This window comes from Mycolicibacterium smegmatis, from assembly GCF_001457595.1.
Classification (GTDB): domain Bacteria; phylum Actinomycetota; class Actinomycetes; order Mycobacteriales; family Mycobacteriaceae; genus Mycobacterium; species Mycobacterium smegmatis.
This window is the reverse complement of sequence record NZ_LN831039.1, coordinates 1318716-1337882: the sequence shown is the minus strand read 5'-3', so window position 1 is coordinate 1337882 and position 19167 is coordinate 1318716. Positions and strand designations below refer to the sequence as shown.

Annotated in this window: 17 protein-coding genes and 1 riboswitch; of the genes, 8 read left to right on the top strand and 9 right to left on the bottom strand. The window is 65.5% G+C overall.

Translation table 11 applies throughout. The annotated features are described in order from the left end of the window. Position 1: 1 nt before the first annotated feature. From AT701_RS06230 to prpD, 4 genes are read right to left on the bottom strand one after another with little or no spacing between them, the layout of a single operon-like run. Positions 2-3397: a pyruvate carboxylase gene (locus AT701_RS06230; RefSeq protein WP_081319391.1), complete on the bottom strand. Its 3396-nt coding sequence runs from the start codon at positions 3395-3397 to the stop codon at positions 2-4. After that, positions 3390-4520, bottom strand: a complete 1131-nt coding sequence (locus tag AT701_RS06225) for a bifunctional 2-methylcitrate synthase/citrate synthase (protein ID WP_011731426.1) — start codon at positions 4518-4520, stop codon at positions 3390-3392. The genes AT701_RS06230 and AT701_RS06225 overlap by 8 nt, the downstream gene beginning before the upstream one ends. After that, a complete protein-coding gene (gene prpB / locus AT701_RS06220) occupies positions 4517-5434 on the bottom strand; it encodes a methylisocitrate lyase (RefSeq protein ID WP_011731425.1) in 918 nt (305 codons plus the stop codon). The genes AT701_RS06225 and prpB overlap by 4 nt, the downstream gene beginning before the upstream one ends. Beyond that, positions 5431-6936 carry a 2-methylcitrate dehydratase PrpD gene (gene prpD / locus AT701_RS06215; protein ID WP_058127552.1) on the bottom strand — a complete coding sequence of 502 codons (1506 nt, stop codon included), beginning with the start codon at positions 6934-6936 and terminating at the stop codon, positions 5431-5433. The genes prpB and prpD overlap by 4 nt, the downstream gene beginning before the upstream one ends. Before the next feature lie 117 nt (positions 6937-7053). Here prpD and AT701_RS06210 point away from each other — a divergent pair, with 117 nt between their 5' ends. Continuing rightward, the gene (locus AT701_RS06210) at positions 7054-8472 is read left to right on the top strand and encodes a short-chain fatty acyl-CoA regulator family protein (RefSeq protein ID WP_011731423.1); all 1419 of its coding nucleotides are present in this window, start codon (positions 7054-7056) and stop codon (positions 8470-8472) included. On the opposite strand, the gene AT701_RS06205 is transcribed toward AT701_RS06210, so the two are convergent. From AT701_RS06205 to AT701_RS06195, 3 genes are read right to left on the bottom strand one after another with little or no spacing between them, the layout of a single operon-like run. Next, positions 8456-9367 carry an HpcH/HpaI aldolase/citrate lyase family protein gene (locus AT701_RS06205; protein ID WP_011731422.1) on the bottom strand — a complete coding sequence of 304 codons (912 nt, stop codon included), beginning with the start codon at positions 9365-9367 and terminating at the stop codon, positions 8456-8458. The two genes, AT701_RS06210 and AT701_RS06205, sit on opposite strands and share 17 nt — an antisense overlap. 17 nt (positions 9368-9384) lie before the next feature. Continuing rightward, entirely contained in the window at positions 9385-10569 is a 1185-nt protein-coding gene (locus tag AT701_RS06200) for a CaiB/BaiF CoA transferase family protein (RefSeq protein WP_058127551.1), read from the bottom strand. 15 nt (positions 10570-10584) lie between these two features. After that, a complete protein-coding gene (locus AT701_RS06195; RefSeq protein ID WP_011731420.1) occupies positions 10585-11946 on the bottom strand; it encodes an LLM class flavin-dependent oxidoreductase in 1362 nt (453 codons plus the stop codon). A gap of 77 nt (positions 11947-12023) precedes the next feature. Here AT701_RS06195 and AT701_RS06190 point away from each other — a divergent pair, with 77 nt between their 5' ends. Further along, positions 12024-12692 carry a GntR family transcriptional regulator gene (locus AT701_RS06190; RefSeq protein ID WP_051644154.1) on the top strand — a complete coding sequence of 223 codons (669 nt, stop codon included), beginning with the start codon at positions 12024-12026 and terminating at the stop codon, positions 12690-12692. Between the two features lie 49 nt (positions 12693-12741). Beyond that, a riboswitch (cobalamin riboswitch) is annotated at positions 12742-12953 on the top strand. A gap of 126 nt (positions 12954-13079) precedes the next feature. Further along, positions 13080-15362, top strand: coding sequence for a 5-methyltetrahydropteroyltriglutamate--homocysteine S-methyltransferase (gene metE, locus AT701_RS06185; RefSeq protein ID WP_014878709.1), 2283 nt, complete (start codon positions 13080-13082; stop codon positions 15360-15362). Positions 15363-15415: 53 nt separating this feature from the next. On the opposite strand, the gene AT701_RS06180 is transcribed toward metE, so the two are convergent. Continuing rightward, positions 15416-15673, bottom strand: a complete 258-nt coding sequence (locus AT701_RS06180; RefSeq protein ID WP_011731416.1) for a hypothetical protein — start codon at positions 15671-15673, stop codon at positions 15416-15418. Between the two features lie 151 nt (positions 15674-15824). Here AT701_RS06180 and AT701_RS06175 point away from each other — a divergent pair, with 151 nt between their 5' ends. From AT701_RS06175 to AT701_RS06155, 5 genes are all read left to right on the top strand, one after another. Continuing rightward, positions 15825-16445 carry a superoxide dismutase gene (locus AT701_RS06175; RefSeq protein WP_011731415.1) on the top strand — a complete coding sequence of 207 codons (621 nt, stop codon included), beginning with the start codon at positions 15825-15827 and terminating at the stop codon, positions 16443-16445. Between the two features lie 491 nt (positions 16446-16936). Beyond that, the gene (locus AT701_RS34630) at positions 16937-17284 is read left to right on the top strand and encodes a hypothetical protein (RefSeq protein ID WP_157892519.1); all 348 of its coding nucleotides are present in this window, start codon (positions 16937-16939) and stop codon (positions 17282-17284) included. Positions 17285-17444: 160 nt separating this feature from the next. Next, on the top strand, positions 17445-17714 hold the full coding sequence (locus AT701_RS06165) for a hypothetical protein (RefSeq protein ID WP_058127550.1): 270 nt from the start codon (positions 17445-17447) through the stop codon (positions 17712-17714). Between the two features lie 91 nt (positions 17715-17805). Continuing rightward, on the top strand, positions 17806-18198 hold the full coding sequence (locus AT701_RS06160; RefSeq protein ID WP_157892518.1) for a hypothetical protein: 393 nt from the start codon (positions 17806-17808) through the stop codon (positions 18196-18198). Next, on the top strand, positions 18195-18497 hold the full coding sequence (locus tag AT701_RS06155) for a hypothetical protein (protein WP_223495389.1): 303 nt from the start codon (positions 18195-18197) through the stop codon (positions 18495-18497). The genes AT701_RS06160 and AT701_RS06155 overlap by 4 nt, the downstream gene beginning before the upstream one ends. Here AT701_RS06155 and arr read toward each other — a convergent pair. Next, a complete protein-coding gene (gene arr, locus AT701_RS06150; RefSeq protein WP_372509729.1) occupies positions 18494-18928 on the bottom strand; it encodes an NAD(+)--rifampin ADP-ribosyltransferase in 435 nt (144 codons plus the stop codon). The two genes, AT701_RS06155 and arr, sit on opposite strands and share 4 nt — an antisense overlap. Between the last annotated feature and the right edge of the window lie 239 nt (positions 18929-19167).

Below are 19167 nucleotides of genomic sequence, written 5' to 3'. Positions count from 1 at the left end.
CTCAGCGGATGACCAACAACAGGTCCCCGCTTTCCACCTGGGTGGTTCCCGACACGGCCAGCCGGTCGACGACCCCGCGCTTGGGTGCGGTGATGGCTGCCTCCATTTTCATCGCCTCGATGGTCGCGACGGTCTGGCCGGCGGTGACGTCGTCGCCGGGCTCGACGTTGACCGTGACCACGCCGGCGAACGGTGCGGCGATGTGGTCGGGGTTGGACCGGTCGGCCTTCTCGGCGGCCGGGATGTCGCTGGCGATACTGCGGTCGCGCACCAGCACCGGGCGCAGCTGGCCGTTGAGGATGCACATCACCGTGCGCATACCGCGTTCGTCGGGTTCGGAGATCGCCTCCAGCCCGATCAGCAGCTCGACACCGCGCTCCAGCTGGACGCGGTGTTCCTCGCCGGACCGCAGCCCGTAGAAGAACTGGTTGGCACTGAGCTGGCTGGTGTCACCGTAGGCCTCGCGGTGCTGTTCGAATTCCTTTGTCGGACTGGGGAACAGCAACCGGTTCAGCGCGGCCTGACGTTTGGGCCCGGCCTGCGCCAGCACCGCCTCGTCCTCGGCGCCGAGCTCCACCTGCGGTTTGGCGGGCGGCCTACCTGCCAGCGCCTTGCTGCGCAGTGGTTCCGGCCAGCCGCCCGGCGGGTCGCCGAGTTCACCGCGCAGGAACCCGATCACCGAGTCGGGGATGTTGTACCGGGCCGGGTCGGCCCCTAACTCCTCGGCGCTCACGCCGGCGCCGACGAGGGCCAGCGCCAGGTCGCCGACGACCTTGCTCGACGGGGTCACCTTCACCAGTCTGCCCAGCACCCGGTCCGCGGCGGCGTAGCTGGCCTCGATCTCCTCGAAGCGGTCGCCCAGTCCGAGCGCGATCGCCTGCTGCCGAAGATTCGACAGCTGCCCGCCTGGAATCTCGTGGTGGTACACCCGACCCGTCGGCGCGGGCAGCCCACTCTCGAAGGGCGCGTATACCTTTCGCAGCGCCTCCCAGTACGGCTCCAGATCGCACACCGCCTGCAGCGGCAGCCCGGTGTCGTACTCGGTGTGCGCGGTGGCCGCCACGATCGAGCTGAGCGCCGGCTGACTGGTGGTCCCCGCCAACGGCGCCGCGGCACCGTCGACCGCGCTCGCGCCTGCCTGCCACGCCGCCAGATAGGTGGCCAACTGGCCTCCGGGGGTGTCGTGGGTGTGGACATGCACCGGCAGGTCGAAGCGACTCCGCAGCGCGGAGACCAATGTTGCCGCCGCCGGCGGACGCAGCAGCCCGGCCATGTCCTTGATCGCCAGGACATGAGCTCCGGCCTCGACGATCTGTTCGGCCAGCTTCAGGTAGTAGTCGAGCGTGTAAAGGTTCTCTGCCGGGTCGGACAAGTCGGACGTGTAGGACATAGCGACCTCGGCGACCGCGGTGCCCGTGGCGCGCACGGCGTCGATCGCCGGTCGCATCGACTCGACGTTGTTGAGCGCATCGAAGATCCGGAAGATGTCGATACCCGTTGCCGTGGCCTCCGCCACGAACGCATCGGTGACCGATTCGGGGTACGGCGTGTAACCCACGGTATTGCGTCCACGAAGCAGCATCTGCAGGCAGATGTTCGGCGCCGCCTCACGCAGCACGGCCAACCGCTCCCACGGGTCCTCCTTCAGGAAGCGCAGGGCAACGTCGTACGTCGCTCCGCCCCAACATTCGATCGACAGCAGCTCCGGCATCATGCGGGCGATGTATGGGGCTACTGTCACCAACCCCGAGGTGCGAACCCGCGTCGCCAGCAGGGATTGGTGTGCATCGCGGAAGGTAGTGTCGGTGACGCCGACTGCGGGGCTGTCCCTCAACCAATCCGAAAATCCCTGCGGGCCCAAGCTTTCCAAGCGCTGGCGGGTGCCCGGCGGCGGCGGCTCCGACAGGTCGATGGCGGGGAGCTTGTCATGCGGGTACACCGCCGACGGGCGCTCGCCGTGGGGCTTGTTGACCGTGACGTCGGCCAGGTAGTTCAGGATGCGAGAACCGCGATCCGCGGGGGTGTGTGCGGCCAGTAGGTGCGGGCGCTCGTCGATGAATGACGTGGTGACCCGGCCGGCCCGGAAGTCGGGATCATCGAGGACCGCGAGCAGGAAGCCAATGTTGGTCGCGACGCCGCGGATCCGGAACTCAGCCAGCGCCCTGCGTGCCCGCGCTGCCGATCCGGTGAAATCCTGTCCACGACAAGTCAATTTCACCAACATCGAGTCGAAGTGTGCGCTGATCTCGGCGCCGGTGTGGGTACCGCCGTCGAGCCGAACACCAGCGCCGCCTGGCGACCGGTAGGCCGTGACCCTGCCGGTGTCCGGACGGAAGCCGTTGGCAGGGTCCTCCGTCGTGATGCGGCACTGCATCGCCGTGCCGCGGATACGGACGGCGTCCTGGCTCAGACCGAGATCGCCGAGCGTTTCTCCGGACGCCAGCCGCAGCTGACTCGCCACCAGGTCGACGTCGGTGATCTCCTCGGTGACGGTGTGCTCGACCTGGATACGCGGATTGCACTCGATGAACACATGATGACCGCGCTCGTCGAGAAGGAACTCCACGGTGCCGGCGCAGAAGTAGTCGATCTGCCGGGCGAAGGCGACGGCATCGGCACAGATCCGTTGGCGCTGTGTGTCGCTCAGGTTCGGCGCCGGCGCGAGCTCGATGACCTTTTGATGCCGGCGTTGCATGCTGCAGTCACGTTCGAAGAGGTGGATGATCTCGCCGGTGCGGTCGGCCAGGACCTGCACCTCGATGTGGCGTGGGTTGAGGACGGCCTGCTCGAGATAGACCATCGGATCACCGAATGCCGACTCCGCTTCGCGGCTGGCCGCCTCGATCGACTCGGCCAGCGCGGCCGGCTCGGTCACGCGCCGCATTCCCCTACCGCCGCCGCCGGAGACTGCCTTGACGAAGAGCGGGAAGTCCATCGCCTCGGCGGCAGAAACCAGTTCGGCGACGTTCGCCGACGGCGCCGATGACGCCAGTACCGGCAAGCCGGCCTCCCGCGCCGCGGTGATCGCCTTGAACTTGTTTCCCGTCAGCTCGAGAACGTGTGCACGCGGCCCGACGAACACGATGCCGGCCTGGTGACACGCCGCAGCCAGTTCAGGATTCTCCGAGAGGAATCCGTACCCCGGATAGATTGCGTCAGCACCGGAATGCTTTGCTACCCGGATTATCTCATCGACAGACAGGTATGCGCGGACCGGATGACCTGTTTCGCCGATCTGGTATGCCTCGTCCGCTTTGAGACGGTGCGGCGAATTGCGGTCCTCGTAGGCAAACACCGCGACCGTCGAGATTCCGAGCTCGTAGGCGGCCCGAAACGCGCGGATGGCGATCTCGCCGCGATTGGCGACAAGCAGTTTGGTGATCGCGCGCTCAGACAAGGGACCGCTGCGGCTGGCCCGAGTACTCACTCAGGGGACGGATCAGAGCATTGGAGGCAGCCTGTTCCATGATGTGGGCGGTCCAACCGGTGATCCGGCTCATCACGAACAGCGGGGTGAAACTCTCGATCGGGAAGTCCATCAGGTAATAGGCAGGGCCGGTGGGAAAGTCGAGGTTCGGCTTGATCCTCGTCGCTGCGAACATCGCGCTCTCCAGCGTGTTGTAGATGTCGAGCCAACGCTGTCCGTCACGCACCTGGGCAACCTGCTCCAAAGCAACCTTCATGGTCGGCACCCGGGAATCACCGTTCTTGTAGACCCGGTGGCCAAATCCCATGACCTTCTCCTTGCGGGATAGTTTGCCGTGCAACCACTCCGGAGCCTTTTCGGCCGAACCGATTTCGAGCATGTCGTGCATGACCGCTTCGTTGGCGCCGCCGTGCAGCGAACCCTTGAGAGCGCCGATCGCCGCGGTCACCGCGCTGTAGATGTCTGACTGGGTCGAGGTGACGACGCGGGCGGCGAAGGTGGAGGCGTTGAAGCTGTGCTCAGCGTAGAGCACCATCGACTGTTCGAACGCGCGCACCACGACGGGCTCCGGCACCTCACCGAAGCACATGTTCAAGAAGTTCTGCGCATAACCGAGCTGGCTGTGCGGAGGGATCGGGGTCAATCCCTGACGACGCCGGATGTCGGTGGCGACGATCGTCGGCAGCACGGCGAACATCCGCAGCGACTTGGCGTAGTTGGCCTCCGCCGTGTCGACGTCCTCTTCTGGATCCTCGGCTCCCAGATAGCTGATCGCCGTACGCACCACGTCCATGGGATGACAGTTGTCGGGCAACTTCGCCAGCAGCGCCTGCATCGACCGGTCGATCCGCCGCGACGCCCGCTCACGCTGGCTGAACAAAGCCAGCTGCTGATCGGTCGGCAGTTCGCCGTGCCACAACAGATACGCGACCTGTTCAAAGCTGCACTGGGCGGCCAGGTCCTGCACCGGGTAGCCCCGGTAGGTCAGGCTGTTGGTCTCGGGCACGACCTTCGAGATGGCGGTGGTGTCGACGACGACACCGGCAAGTCCCTTGTGAATGCGCGGAGCTTCGGATTCTGTTGCTGTGGTCATGCTCTCACCTCCTGCACGGCGAAGTTGTAGATGTCGGAGTCGAACTGGTTGTAGTCGGCGTAGCGCAGCAGTTCGTAGAGCCTGCTGCGGTGCTGCATGCTGCCCAGTAGGCCGGATTGCGTTCCAGCGTCGAAGACTTCGCGCATACCGATCTCTACGGCGTGCATGGCCAGCCGCAGCGTGGTGACGGGATAGATGACGACGTTGTAGCCGATGTCGGCCAGCTCGCGGGCATTGACCAGCTCGGACTTGCCGAACTCGGTCATATTGGCCAGCAGCGGGGTGTCGACCGCGGCGCGGAAGGCGGCGAATTCCTCCGGGGTGGACAGCGCCTCGGTGAAGATCAGGTCCGCGCCGGCGTCGGCATATGTCTTGGCCCTTTCGATCGCTGCGTCGATGCCCTCGATGCCGGCGGCGTCGGTGCGCGCACAGATGATGAAGTTCGGATCCCGGCGAGCAGCCACCGCGGCACGCAGCCGTTTGACCATGTCCTCGGCCGGTACCACGGCTTTGCCGTCGAGATGTCCGCACCGTTTGGGGTTGACCTGGTCCTCGAGGTGGCAGCCGGCCAAGCCCGCGTCTTCGAGTAGGGTGACGGTCCGGGCAGCGCTCATCGGCTCGCCGAAGCCGGTGTCGGCGTCGACGAGGGTAAACAGGTCGGTGGCCGAGGCGATCTGAGCGCTTCGGGTGACCACCTCGGTCAGGGTCGTCAACCCGATGTCGGGCAATCCGAGGTCGGCCGACAGCACCGCACCCGAGACGTAGATTCCGTCGAACCCGATGTCGGTAAGGCTCTTGGCCACCAGCGGCGAGAACGCTCCCGGCATCCGCTGCAGCCGGCCGGAGTCCAGGGCGTCCCGGAATGCCTTGCGCTTCTGGGCCGCCGAAACGGTGGAACCCATCAGCCCGCTCATTGGAAAATCCCCGAGGGGATCGTCGGCGACTTGTCCAACACCGTCTTGTCGACCCGGACGTTGAGCACGCCCAGGCCCCCCGGCTTCAGCGAGGCGAGTTCGTCGACGGCGGCCAGGAAGCGCTGCTGTTCCGCGGGATCGACGACGCCGTCGGCCAGGGTGACGAACTTGTTGCGGTACTGCTCACGCGCGAATGGGCGCGCCCCGAGCGGGTGGGCGTCGGCGACCGCGAGCTCGTCGGTGATGACCTCACCACTCTTGAGCGTGATCTCGACACGCGCGCCGAACGCCTTCTCGGCCGGGTCGGTGGCGTGATAGCGGCGCGTCCACTCCGGATCCTCGACAGTGGAGATCTTGCGCCACAGTTCGATGGTGGCCGGTCGGTGCGCCCGCTCCGGCGAATACGACGTTTCGTGGTGCCAGACGCCGTCCTGCAGCGCGACGGCAAAGATGTACATCACCGAGTGGTCCAGGGTCTCGCGGGACGCGTCGGGATCGAACTTCTGCGGGTCGTTGCTGCCTGTTCCGATCACCACGTGGGTGTGGTGGCTGGTGTGCAGCACAATCGAGGCGATCTGGTCGAGATCACCGATCCGTTCGCGCATTCTGCGAGCCAGGTCGATCGGGGCCTGACTCTGGTACTCCGCGGAATGCTCCTTGGTGTAGCTGTCCAGGATCGCGCGCTTGGATTCACCCGGCTCGGGCAGCGGAACCTGGTAGGTGTGCTCGGGGCCGGCGAGCATCCAGGCGATGACTCCGTCCTCGCCCTCCCAGATCGGTGCCGGCGATCCCTCGCCGCGCATCGCGCGGTCGACGGCCTCGATGGCGACCTTGCCCGCGTGGGCGGGCGCGTAGGCCTTCCAGCTCGAGATCAGGCCCTTGCGGGACTGCCGGGTGGCCGTCGTCAGGTGCAGAGCCTGCCCGATCGCGGCATAGATCGTTTCGGGGTCCAGCCGCAGCATGGTGCCGAGTCCAGCGGCGACCGACGGGCCCAGGTGGGCGACATGGTCGATTTTGTGCTGGTGCAGGCAGATGCCCTTGACCAGGTCGATCTGGATCTCGTACGCCGTAGCCAGGCCGCGGATCAGGTCGGCGCCACGCACGCCGAGATGCTGGGCGACGGCGACCAGCGGGGGGATGTTGTCGCCCGGGTGCGAGTAGTCCGCGGCCAGGAACGTGTCGTGGAAGTCGAGTTCGCGGACGGCGACACCATTGGCCCAGGCGGCCCACTCCGGGGAGTATCCACCGTCGATGCCGAAGACGGTCGCGCCTGCGTTGGCGCGATGTGCCTGCGCCTGCGCCCGGGCCACCGCCACGGGCCGACGGGTGACCGAGGCCGCCGACACCGCAGCGTTGTCGATGATCCGGTTGAGCACCATCTCCTCGACATCGGCGTCGACCGCGACCGGGTCGGCGGCGACCTGCGCGATCTTCCACGCGAGATGTTCGGAGCGGGGGAAGTCCTCGGCGCTGCGCCGGGTGCGGACGTCGTGAATACGCATGATCCGCACGCTACGCAGCCCCTAATGGCACGTAAAGAGCCTGTATATGCGTAGTTTTGTGTCCTGGTGGGCCAGCCTTTGCAAATCCTGTGTAAGAATCGCGGTTAGGCTGTGTGTGTGGCGAAGACGTTCATAGGCCCTCGCCTACGCAGGTTGCGGGAAGAGCACGGCCTGACTCAGGTCGCGCTGGCGCGTGCCCTCGGGCTGTCGACGAGCTACATCAACCAGTTGGAGAACGACCAGCGTCCGGTTACGGTGCCGGTCCTGTTGTCGCTGTCGGAGCGCTTCGACCTGCCGACCCACTACTTCACCCCGGACTCGGATGCCCGGCTGGTCTCCGACCTTCGCGACATCCTGGTCGACAGCGCGGCCACCCAAGCGCAGATCGAGGAACTCGTCGCCCGGATGCCCGCCGTCGGGCAGACGTTGGTGACACTGCACCGCCGATTGTTCGACGCGACCACCGAACTCGAGGCGATGCACACCCGCGCCAGCGCGGACGCGCCGGTGCCGTTGCAGCAACCGATGCCGTTCGAGGAGGTCCGCGATTTCTTCTACGACCGCAAGAACCACGTCGCTGAACTCGACCAGGCGGCGGAGGGTGTGTTCGATCGCCGCGGCCTGCGGATCGGCGGGCTCGACGCTCAGCTGGCCGAGCTGTTGTCCGACGAGTTGGGCATCAATGTCGTCATCGACGACGGACAAGTGCTAAGCGCCAACGGCAAACGCATCTACCGACCCGACCATGCGACACTGTACGTCGCCCGCTGGCTACATCCCGGTCAACGGGCCTTCCAGATTGCCACTCAGTACGCGCTACTGACCCAGGCCGAATTGATCGCCGAGCTGGTCGCCGATGCCGACGACCTCAGCACCGAGGCACGGGAAGTGGCGCGCATCGGACTCGCGAACTACTACGCGGGCGCGCTGCTGCTGCCGTACCGGATGTTCCTGGCGGCGGCCGAGGAGTTGCGCTATGACATCGACCGGCTGGCCCGTCGCTTCGAGGTCGGCTTCGAGACCGTGTGCCATCGCCTGTCGACGCTGCAGCGTCCCGACGCCCGCGGGGTTCCGTTCATCTTCGTCCGCACCGACAACGCCGGAAACATCTCGAAACGGCAGTCCGCGACCGCTTTTCACTTCTCGCGCGTCGGTGGAAACTGCCCGCTGTGGGTTGTGCACCAGGCATTCGCCCAACCGGGGCAGTTCGTCACCCAGGTCGCCCAGATGCCCGACGGGCGGTCCTACTTCTGGATCGCCAGGACCACCGCACCCAGTCAGAGCAGTTATCTCGGGCCGACCAAGAGCTTTGCGATCGGTCTTGGTTGCGACCTCGCCCACGCTCACCGGCTGATCTATTCGGCGGGTATCGATCTCGCCGACGAAGCCGCCGCTGTCCCGATCGGCGCCGGATGCAAAGTCTGCGAACGTCCCGCATGCCCTCAGCGCGCGTTTCCCTACATCGGGCGTCCGGTCAAGGTCGACCCCCACGCAAGCAGCGACCTTCCTTACCCGACGGTCAACGACCCCCGCTGATCAGTGCCGCCCGGGCCAGAGTCTCCTCGGCCATCTTGACGTGCGCGGCGTCCACCAGCACGCCCTCGACGCCGACGGCGCCCCGACCCTTGGCCTCTGCTTCCCGGTACGCGGCGACATTACGCTCGGCGCGGGCGATCTCGTCGGTAGTGGGCGCGTAGACCTCGTTGGCGATCGGCACCTGGTCGGGATGGATGGCCCACTTTCCGGTGTAACCCATCAACGAGGACCGTCGGGCGTCCCGCTCGTATCCCTCCAGGTTCCGGTAATCCGGATACGGTGAGTCGATCGCGTCGATCCCCGCGATGCGGGCCGCCACCATGATCTTGTTGCGTGCATAGACCCAGAAGTCGCCGGGATACTCGCCGAGCGGGTCGAAGTTGGTGTCCACCCGGGCACCCTGCGACAGAGAGAAGTCCCCGACGCCGAAGATCACCGCATCCAACCGGGGACTGGCCCGCACAATGTCCTCGGCGTTGGCCAGTCCCTCGACCTCCTCGATCAGGACTTCGAGGCGGATCGTCTTGTCCAGACCGAGCTTCGCCTCCAGCTGGGTCAGCAGGACGTCGACCCACCACACATCCCGCGCCGTCTTGGCCTTCGGGATCACAATGGTGTCGAGGTGATCTCCTGCATGTGTGAGGATCTCGATGATGTCGTCATGGCACCATTCGGTATCGAGGCCGTTGATCCGGACAGCGCGCGCGGTGCGGCCCCAGTCGAGCTGGGTCAGCGCGTGAATGGCCTTGGCACGCGATTCCACCTTGAGCCCCACCGGTGTGGCGTCCTCCAGATCCAGGAACACCAGATCGGCGCCGCACGTGACGCCCTTGTCGAACATGTGGTCGTTGCAAGCCGGCAACGCGAGTTCGGAGCGGCGCAGCAGATTGGTCACAGGTCTTCTTCCATCGGTCAGAGCACGCCTCGGGCGCGCAGTTCGTCGAGTTCGGCCGGCAACAGGCCCAACAGGTTTCCGTAGATCTCGTCGTTGTGTTCGCCCAGGGCCGGGCCGAGGTGGTCGATGCGTCCGTCGCTGTCCGAGAACCGCGGCACCGGTGCCTGCACCGTCACGCGGCCCAACTGGCTGTCCTCTACAGCCACGAATATGCCGCGGTGGCGCAGCTGCTCATCGGCGACCAGGCCCTCGATGTCGTAGACCGGGGCCGCGGCCACCTCCGCGTTGTCGAACACCGCCATCGCCTCCGCGAGGGTCTTGGTGGCCACCCACTCCGCGACGACGGCATCGACTTCCCTCGCCCGCGCCAGCCGGCGCTGCGGGTCGGAGAAGTCGGCGTCGCTGACGAGGTCGGCACGCCCGATGGCCTTGAACACCCGAAGTGCCAGTGCCGGTGAGCTTCCCGACATCGCCAGCCACTTGCCGTCGGCGGTCTGATAGGTGTTGCGTGGCGCCGAGATGTCCCAGCGGTTTCCGGCACGCATAGGCACCAGCCCCAATTGGTCGTAGCCCAGGAGTGTCTGCTCCAGCAGCCGGGCCAGCGGGTCGATGAGATTGATGTCGATCAGCTGACCGTCGCCGCCGTGTACGTCGCGGTGATACAGCGCCATCATCACGGCGTATGCGGCGTTCAGCGACGCCACCCCGTCGGCCAGCATGAACGGCGGCAGGGTCGGTGGACCGTCCGCCTCACCGGTGAGATGGGCGAACCCGCTCATCGCCTCACCGAGGGTGCCGAAGCCCGGCCGCTCGGCCTTCGGACCGGACAGTCCGTAGCCGGTGATGTGCAGCATGACGATCTGGTCGTTGATCCGGCGTAGGGTCTCGTAGCTCATGTTCCACCGCGCCAGTGTCTGCGGGCGGGTGTTGACGACGACCACGTCGGCATGCTCGACCAGTCGGTGAGCCAGCGCCTGGCCCTCGGCGCTGCGCAAGTCGAGAGTGATCGACTTCTTGTTCCGCGATACCGACTTCCACATCAGGCCGATCCCGTCGCGCTGGTTGCCCCAGGTCCGGATCGGGTCGCCGTGATGTGGCTGCTCGACCTTGATCACCTCGGCGCCGAACTCCCCGAGGTACGTCGCGGCCAGCGGGGCGGCGGCCAGCGTGGCGAAATCCAGGACTCGGACTCCCTCGAGCATCGCGTTCGGTGTCATCTACGCGCTCAATCGGGTCGATGCGGGCCGCTCCAATCCGAGGTGCCCGCGCAGGGTCGACGCCTCGTAGGCACTGCGGAACAGCCCGCGCCGCTGCAGTTCCGGCACCACCATGCGCACCACGTCTTCGAATGCTCCGGGCATGTGCGTGGCGGCCAGGACGAACCCGTCGCAGGCCTGCGCCTCGAACCACTCGGCCATCTGGTCGGCTACCTGGGGGCCGGTCCCGACGAAGCGGGGACCTTGCAGCAGCGTCGCCCGATGCCCGGCGAGGTCACGCACCGTCACCGTATCCCCGCCGATGTGGTTACGGATGTTCTGCACCAGCCCCCTGACCCCCGACACCGACGCGATCAGCTCGTCGGTCACCGGATCATCCAGGCCATGCGCAGCGAAGTCGTAGTTCATCAGTTCCGACAGCAGCGTGAGCGACGCCATCGGGTCGACGAGGTCATGGAGGAACATCGCCTCACGTTCCTTGGCGTGCGACTCGCTCTCGCCGACCACGGCATAGACCATCGGGCAGATGCGCACGGCCGACGGGTTGCGTCCAGCTTCGGCGATACGAGCCTTCTGGTCGGCGTAGTGCTCTCGTGCGATCGCCAGGCCGGGATCGCCGGTGAAGATCAATTCCGCCCAGCGGGAGGCGAAGTCGCGTCCCCGTCCCGAGGACCCGGCCTGCAGGATGACCGGCCGGCCCTGCGGAGTCCGGGGTACCGTCAGCGGTCCGCGAGCCGAGAAGTATTTGCCCTGGTGCCGGAGTTCGTGCACCTTGTCGGGGTCGGCATACATGCCACCGGCCCGGTCGTGCCGGATGGCGTCGTCGTCCCAGGTGTCCCACAGTCCGGTGACCACGTCGAGGAACTCATCTGCGCGGTCATAGCGTTCGTCGTGGCCCAGATGGGCGTCGACGCCGAAATTCTGGGCCTCACTGTCGTTGACGGAGGTCACCACATTCCATGCGGCCCTTCCGCGCGACAGGTGATCCAGGCTGGCGAACGTCCGTGCGACGTGGAACGGCTGGTAGTACGTCGTCGAATAGGTGGCGCCGAGGCCGATGTGCGATGTCGCTTGGGCGAGTACGCCGAGGATGACGCTGAGGTCGAGTTTGACTGGGCGCGCGCCGTATCGGACCGCTTCGGCGACCGAACCGCCGTAGATGCCGGGCATCGCAAGTCGGTCGTCGAAGAACATCAGATCGAAGCAGCCTTCCTCCAGCTGCCGCCCGACCTTGGCGTAGTACGCCGCGTCGAGATAGCCGTGTTCGGTGGCGGGGTGGCGCCAGGATCCGGCATACACGGAGGCGCTTCCCGCCTGCATGAAAGCAACGAGAGACATCTTGTCGGTGCGACGCTGACCCATGCATTGCAATCTAACACCTGATATATCAGATTTCAAACGTTAGATGTGTAGCTTGCTAGGATCGTCGGGTGGTCGGCATGGACATCGGCGGAACGGTGCGCGAACGCGCCGCCCGTGAGCTCCGCGACCGCATTCTCACCGGCGCGTTACCTGCGGGCACCCGAATCGACCTGGATGCGATTACCGCCGAGTTCGCCACCAGTCGCACGCCGGTACGCGAGGCGTTGCTCGAGCTGTCGTTCGAGGGCCTGGTTCGCGTGGCCCCGCGCAGTGGCATCACGGTGATCGGCATCAGCTCGGCCGACGTCCTCGACAGCTTCACAATCCTCGGCGTCCTCACCGGACAGGCGGCGGCCTGGGCCGCCGAACGCGTCACCGACGAAGAACTCGACCAGCTGCGGGCATTGGCGGCCGGCGTCGCCGAACACTCCGGCGACGACGCCATCGGCGAAGCGAATTGGCGTTTCCACCAAGCCATTCACCGCGCCGCCCATTCCCCAAGGCTGCTCGCTGCGATCAAGCAGGCGGCACGCGTGGTCCCCACCAACTTCCTGGTCCTGTTCCCCGAGCACGAGAAACACTCGCTGTCCGAGCACGAAGAGCTCCTCGACGCACTGGAGAAACGTGACGCCGACCACGCGCGGGTCATCGCCGAGCACCACGTCCTGGAAGCCGGCCGATCCCTGGCCGACTGGCTGGACCGCCGAAACGACCATCGGTCAGGGTCGCTGCCGACAGCCCGGTAGAGGTACGCTGCAGCCGCAGCTGGTTTGTCCGCTACAGGCGCTCGACGAACGCCCGTACCGGCCATCGAGTTCCGTGTGCTGTCACAGGTGCGGAACGAGAGGGAACCCGGTGAAAATCCGGGACTGTCCCGCAGCGGTATGCAGGAACGACCGCCGTCATCAGCACTGGCCCCGCCTAGGGGCTGGGAAGCGACGGCCAGTAGGTGTGCGTCAGCGCACGCGCCTGTGAGTCCGAAGACCTGCCAGCCGTACCGGATGCGCCGCGTCCGGTGGTTCATCGCCTCGTGGAATGGGCATTGGCCGAATCGGTAGACCTGTCGTGGTCAGCCGCGTTCGGTTCGACGTCTCAAGGCGATGGCCTTCCGCCGTACCGAAGAGGACGTCCTCATGACCGCAACACCGTTCACCGCCACCATCCTCGGATCGCCCCGTATCGGCCCGAATCGCGAACTCAAGCGCGCCGTCGAGAAGTACTGGGCCGGAAACCTTGACCGCAGCGGACTGGAGTCGGTCGCGGCCAAGATCCGCCGCGACACCTGGGAATCGCTGACCGCCGCCGGGCTGGATTCCGTTCCGGTGAACACCTTCTCCTACTACGACCACGTGCTCGACACCGCCGTTCTGGTCGGCGCTTTGCCTCCCCGCGTGGCCGGGGTAGCCGACGATCTGGACCGCTACTTCGCCGCCGCGCGAGGCGGCACCTACGACGGCACCGACATCGCTCCACTGGAGATGACCAAGTGGTTTGACACCAACTACCACTACATCGTCCCCGAACTCGGTCCCGACACCAGCTTCGCCCTCCACCCTGCCAAAGTCATCGAAGAGCTGAGAGAGGCACGGGCACTCGGTATTCCAGCACGCCCGGTCGTGGTCGGACCCATCACATTCCTGGCGCTGAGCAAGGCCGTCGGCGGGGCCGTTGCTCCGATCTCCCGACTCGGCGAGCTGGTGAGCGTGTACGGCCAACTGTTGGAGCTGCTCGCCGACGAGGGCGTGCAGTGGGTGCAGATCGACGAGCCCGTGCTGGTCACCGACATCCTCGACAACGCGGCCGAGCTGGCCGGGCAGACCTACAAGGTCCTCGGCGGGCTGGCGAAGCGGCCCGCTCTGTTCGTCGCGAGCTACTTCGGTGAGCTCACCGACGCGCTGCCGGCACTGGCCCGCACGCCGGTCGAGGCGATCGGCGTCGACCTGGTGGCCGGGACCGCCGCTGCGGTGGCCGCCGTGCCGGAACTCACGACCAAGACCGTGGTTGCCGGCGTCGTGGACGGCCGCAACATCTGGCGCACCGACCTGCAGTCGGCTCTGGGGACATTGGCGTCACTACTGGGGTCCGTCGGCAACCTCGCCGTCTCCACGTCGTGCTCGACACTGCATGTGCCCTACACCCTCGACGCCGAGTCGGAGCTCGACCCTGCACTGCGCAGCTGGCTGGCCTTCGGGTTCGAGAAGGTCACCGAGGTCGTCGCGCTGGCGCGCGGCCTCACGCAGGGACGCGAAGCCATCGCCGGTGAGATCGCCGCATCCAACGACGCGATCGCCGCACGCAAGTCCGACCCGCGACTCAACAACGATCACGTGCGGGAACGGCTCTCGTCGATCCTTGCCTCGGGCGCCCAGCGCGGCCCGGCCGCACGCCGGCGGGAGGTTCAGCAGGACCGGCTGGGCCTGCCCCCGCTCCCGACGACCACGATCGGGTCGTACCCGCAGACGTCGGCCATCCGCGTGGCCCGCGCCGAACTGCGCAACGGCACCATCGACACCGCCGAGTACGAGAGGCGGATGAAACACGAGATCGCGGGGGTGGTGAAGTTGCAGGAAGACCTGGGCCTCGACGTGCTCGTGCACGGCGAGCCGGAGCGCAACGACATGGTGCAGTATTTCGCCGAACAGCTGACGGGTTTCTTCGCGACCGAGAACGGCTGGGTGCAGTCCTACGGCTCACGGTGCGTGCGTCCGCCGATTCTGTACGGCGACGTGGCGCGCCCAGAGCCGATGACGGTGAGCTGGGCGCAGTATGCCCAGTCGCTGACCGACAAGCCGATGAAAGGCATGCTCACCGGACCGGTCACCATCCTGGCGTGGTCGTTTGTCCGCGACGACCAGCCGCTGGCCGATACCGCCGCCCAGGTCGCGCTCGCCATCCGTGACGAGACCGTCGATCTGCAGGCCGCGGGCATCGTGATCATCCAGGTCGACGAGCCCGCCTTGCGCGAACTCCTCCCGCTGCGGTCGAAAGACCAAGCGGCGTACCTGAAATGGGCCGTCGAGGCGTTCCGATTGGCGACCTCGGGGGTCGAGGACTCCACCCAGATCCACACTCACCTGTGCTACTCGGAGTTCGGCGAGGTGATCGGGGCGATCGCCGATCTCGATGCCGACGTGACCTCGATCGAGGCCGCCCGGTCGCACATGGAGGTGCTCGACGACCTCAACGCCGCCGGGTTCGGCAACGGCGTCGGCCCCGGAGTCTACGACATCCACTCCCCGCGCGTTCCGACCACCGAGGAGATGGCGACCGCCTTGCGGAACGCACTGAAAGCTGTACCTGCCGAACGCCTTTGGGTCAACCCTGATTGCGGACTGAAAACCCGCAAGACCGACGAGGTCACCGAGTCACTGCGCAACATGGTCGATGCCGCCAGAGAAGCACGAGCGGATGCCTGATCCCTGCGGGTGGTGGCCCCGGTCCGACGCCGGGGCCACCACCCGCGGAGAAGTCACTCAGGGGCCGCGCTGGAACGCGAGACCGTCATCGCGATGGTCTGGAGGATTTCCTGCCCGTCCTTGCCGATCAGCGTCTCCAGGCCCATCAACAGCAGCCCTGACAAGTTGACAAGCCCGATCGCCAACGCCGAAGCGCCCTCGGGCTCGCCCAGATAGCTCTCGATCCTGGCGTGCAGCAGGTCGTCGTCGCGGTCGTCGAGCCACGCAGTCATGACGTCAATCGCCCAACGGGTTTTCTCGTCGTCGGCCATAGGTGAATCGACCACTCAAGTAGGTGTGACTCCGGGCTTTCCGCGTACGCCATCGCACGGGCGGTACTTCCACAAATACATTACCAACTGTATATGTGTAAAGATGGACAGCTATCCTGAGTGTAGGTCCATCAAGCGCGAGAGGATACCCATGGCTGAGTACACCCTGCCCGAGCTCGATTACGACTATGCGGCCCTGGAACCGCATATCTCCGGACAGATCAACGAGATTCACCACAGCAAGCACCACGCCACCTACGTCAAGGGCGTCAACGACGCGATCGCCAAGCTTGAAGAAGCGCGCGCCAACGGCGATCACGGCGCGATCTTCCTGCACGAGAAGAACCTTGCGTTCCACCTCGGCGGGCACGTCAACCACACGATCTGGTGGAAGAACCTGTCCCCGCACGGTGGCGACAAGCCGACCGGGGATCTCGCGGCTGCGATCGACGACCAGTTCGGCTCGTTCGACAACTTTCGCGCGCAGTTCACCGCGGCCGCCAACGGTTTGCAGGGGTCCGGCTGGGCGGTGTTGGGCTACGACACCCTCGGTGACCGGCTGCTGACCTTCCAGTTGTACGACCAGCAAGCAAATGTCCCACTGGGAATCATCCCGCTGTTGCTGGTCGACATGTGGGAACACGCGTACTACCTGCAGTACAAGAACGTCAAGGCCGACTATGTGAAGGCGATCTGGAACGTCGTCAACTGGCAAGACGTACAGGTGCGCTTCGCCGCTGCCACCGGCAAGGGGCCGGACCCGATCGTCTGAGCGGCACAGTCGGCACCGAGGGCAGTCTTGGTCCTATCGCTCTCGAAGTGCTCGATCTTCAGCAGCGCCGCTGCGCGACAACGACGGGCGGCGCTTACCGCCGGATATCGCGGGTGTGGTGCTGGCTTCGTCGTGTGGTGTTGGCCTTCTCAAGGCCGCCATAGGTTCGGTCATGCTCGAGGCACGGTGCTGAACCCAAGGCTCGGGTTGCGCGGAGGGGCGCCCCGATTATCCAAATCAACTAAGCTGCAACGCTTCTTGGCGAGGAATACCTTGGACTGTGTTTGACACATTTCTGCGAATGCGCTCGGGAAGACGGCCAATTTGCAGTTGAGGCCCGAGCCAACTCGATACCAGCCCCGAACCGGGTCTCACCGCGTCTCAGTTCAGCGTGAACAGTGAATCAGGATGTCTCTCGCGCATCCTGATTATGCTAGTGTCTCCGACAACTGTCGACAGGGCCAGTGAACGCGTGGACCCACGGAACGAAGATGTACCTGGTGTACACGGCGTCTTCATCACCCACCCCATGGGGCCTCGTCCGCGATACGACGCAATCGATCATCAACCCGGGACCGTGGCAAGACCTGGACGAAGCCGTCCGGTACTACTACTTGCTCGACCTCGAGGAGGATTGGCCGGGACTTCCTCCAGAGCAGCCTCTCGATCCTCATACCATCCAGTGGGCTGGGCACGAGCATGACGGACTGCCGGCACGTGTGGAGGAGATCCCGAATGAGTATCGGTATCAGGCACCGAAGGTCGAACACACGATTGCACCGCCCGTCGAGCGGCCTGCGGTCTCGAACGAGCCACGCCGCTATGCCGATCCGGCGTAGGTTGCCGATGATCAGATCCAGAACGAGATGCGTCGCATACTCGCCCACACGGCAGCGGCAATCGCGTTCGTGTACGTGGTGGCGGTTTTGCATTGTCGCCCGCCATGAACGCCTGCCGCGATACACCAGTCCCGTCCCGCCGAGGTGGATGGAGGAGACCATGAGCAGTGTCCTTGATGCAATCTCAGATGATGCCCGTGCAGTCATCGAAGGTGAACTCGCGCAGAGAAATCCGGAACTTCTGTATCTGCTTCAGAGGTGTGAGCGGCCCACCATCGAACAGAGCGACGCGCTCATCGACGCGCTCTCAGAAGCGTTGAGCGACAACTACGGACCCGAGCACATACCCAACGAACGCGGCAGGGCGATCGACAACGCCATCGGCGTCTACCTTTCAGCCTGGCCTCTCGATCGGCGAGGGCCTGCGTGAAACACAAGTCCTCGTCGGCTGCGGTCTCCGGAGCGTGACGCGACTTCGCACGAGTCGCCTCGGACTTTCGATGCGAGGAAGAATGGTCACTGTGAGCCATACGAGTGTCGACCAACACCTGGGGCCAATGTTGGCAAGTCTCGGCTTCGCGTTGGAGGCAGCGGACAACACGATGGTGTACGGAGACCGGCCGACGTGGGCCGTTTACTATCGAAGCGCCGACTACAAACTGCAGATCTGTTGGTCAGCACGTGAAGGTGGCATCGACGTCATGCTCGCTCCCCTCGACGCTCCTAACGCCTTCGGCCTCACCGGTTCGTCCGACGGATGGCGCCACCTGTTGGCGCTCAGCCGCTCTGACGATGATCCGCAGACCCCTCCAGTCGACGCCGACGAAGAAACGTGGTGGACTTGGCGAAAGGCTCTGCTGCTGGCCCATATTGATGAGGCGCGCGGGGCGCTGTTACCGAAAAATCGCAGATGATCAGATTCGCCAAGCCCAGCTCACGCCGCGTGCTCGCCTGCACGGCAGCGGCAACCGCGTTCGTCTGCACGGTGGCGGGGATCGGCTTGTCCGTCGGCATGATCGCCGGCAGCAATGACACCAGCCCAGTGCCAACAGGCGAGTACGTTCGCCTGTTCATCGTGAACCTCACGATGTGGGGTCCAATGTTGTTGCTGATCGCATGGCCCGTTTCGGTTCCACTCATCCTGGTTCTAGGCATCCTCGCGGCATCAGTCCGCGTCGCTGAGCCGCCGAACAGCGCCGCAGACCCCACCTAGTCATAGATGACCGCGAGCCCCTTGCGCCGTAGATCCTCGAGCCCCTCCCGCATGGCAGCGATCTGCTCCGGCGAATGCCCCTCCCAGTCGGTGAGCTCCCCGACGATCCGCACGGGCTCACGGGTGCGGTAGGAGCGGGTCGGGTTGCCGGGGAGCTTCTTGTCGGTGACGTTCGGGTCGTCTTCGATCTCGCCCTCGGGTTCGACGATGTAAATCCGCCCGCGACCCTCACCGACAGCAAGCTCGGCGCCCCACACCGCGGCGTCCAGCGTCTGGGTGATGTAGACGTGCTTCATGATGCGCCCGGCCTCGAAGTTGGACTCGCGGCCGGGCACCAGTCGGTCCCCCACCTTGAGGTCGGCCTTGGTGCCGTGCAGATAGGCCCCGGACTCGTGCACTTCGAACGGTTTCGGCGGATTCGCCACCACTATTCCCCCTGTTCCGTGTGATCGGACCGCCGATTGTGCACCAGGCACCGGGCCTTGCCGCAAGCCCCACCTGCGCCCTTATAGTGAGAGTGGGAACAGCGCCAACGAGTTGCAGATCAAAAGCCAATCGGTGCTCATACGAGCGAAAATTTCCCGCTCCCAGCAATTTCTGTCGTTCCGATCGCGGCATTCGCCTGCCGTGGATACGCTCCGAAGGGTCCTGACCTCCGCCCAGTCGAAAG

Coding starts and splice junctions, on each gene's coding strand:
- AT701_RS06225 (WP_011731426.1), bottom strand. CDS start 4,520: ATGACCACAGCAACAGAATCCGAAGCTCCGCGCATTCACAAGGGACTT.
- prpB (WP_011731425.1), bottom strand. CDS start 5,434: ATGAGCGGGCTGATGGGTTCCACCGTTTCGGCGGCCCAGAAGCGCAAG.
- prpD (WP_058127552.1), bottom strand. CDS start 6,936: ATGCGTATTCACGACGTCCGCACCCGGCGCAGCGCCGAGGACTTCCCC.
- AT701_RS06200 (WP_058127551.1), bottom strand. CDS start 10,569: ATGCTCGAGGGAGTCCGAGTCCTGGATTTCGCCACGCTGGCCGCCGCC.
- AT701_RS06195 (WP_011731420.1), bottom strand. CDS start 11,946: ATGGGTCAGCGTCGCACCGACAAGATGTCTCTCGTTGCTTTCATGCAG.
- AT701_RS06190 (WP_051644154.1), top strand. CDS start 12,024: ATGGACATCGGCGGAACGGTGCGCGAACGCGCCGCCCGTGAGCTCCGC.
- metE (WP_014878709.1), top strand. CDS start 13,080: ATGACCGCAACACCGTTCACCGCCACCATCCTCGGATCGCCCCGTATC.
- AT701_RS06180 (WP_011731416.1), bottom strand. CDS start 15,673: ATGGCCGACGACGAGAAAACCCGTTGGGCGATTGACGTCATGACTGCG.
- AT701_RS06175 (WP_011731415.1), top strand. CDS start 15,825: ATGGCTGAGTACACCCTGCCCGAGCTCGATTACGACTATGCGGCCCTG.
- AT701_RS34630 (WP_157892519.1), top strand. CDS start 16,937: ATGTACCTGGTGTACACGGCGTCTTCATCACCCACCCCATGGGGCCTC.
- AT701_RS06165 (WP_058127550.1), top strand. CDS start 17,445: ATGAGCAGTGTCCTTGATGCAATCTCAGATGATGCCCGTGCAGTCATC.
- AT701_RS06155 (WP_223495389.1), top strand. CDS start 18,195: ATGATCAGATTCGCCAAGCCCAGCTCACGCCGCGTGCTCGCCTGCACG.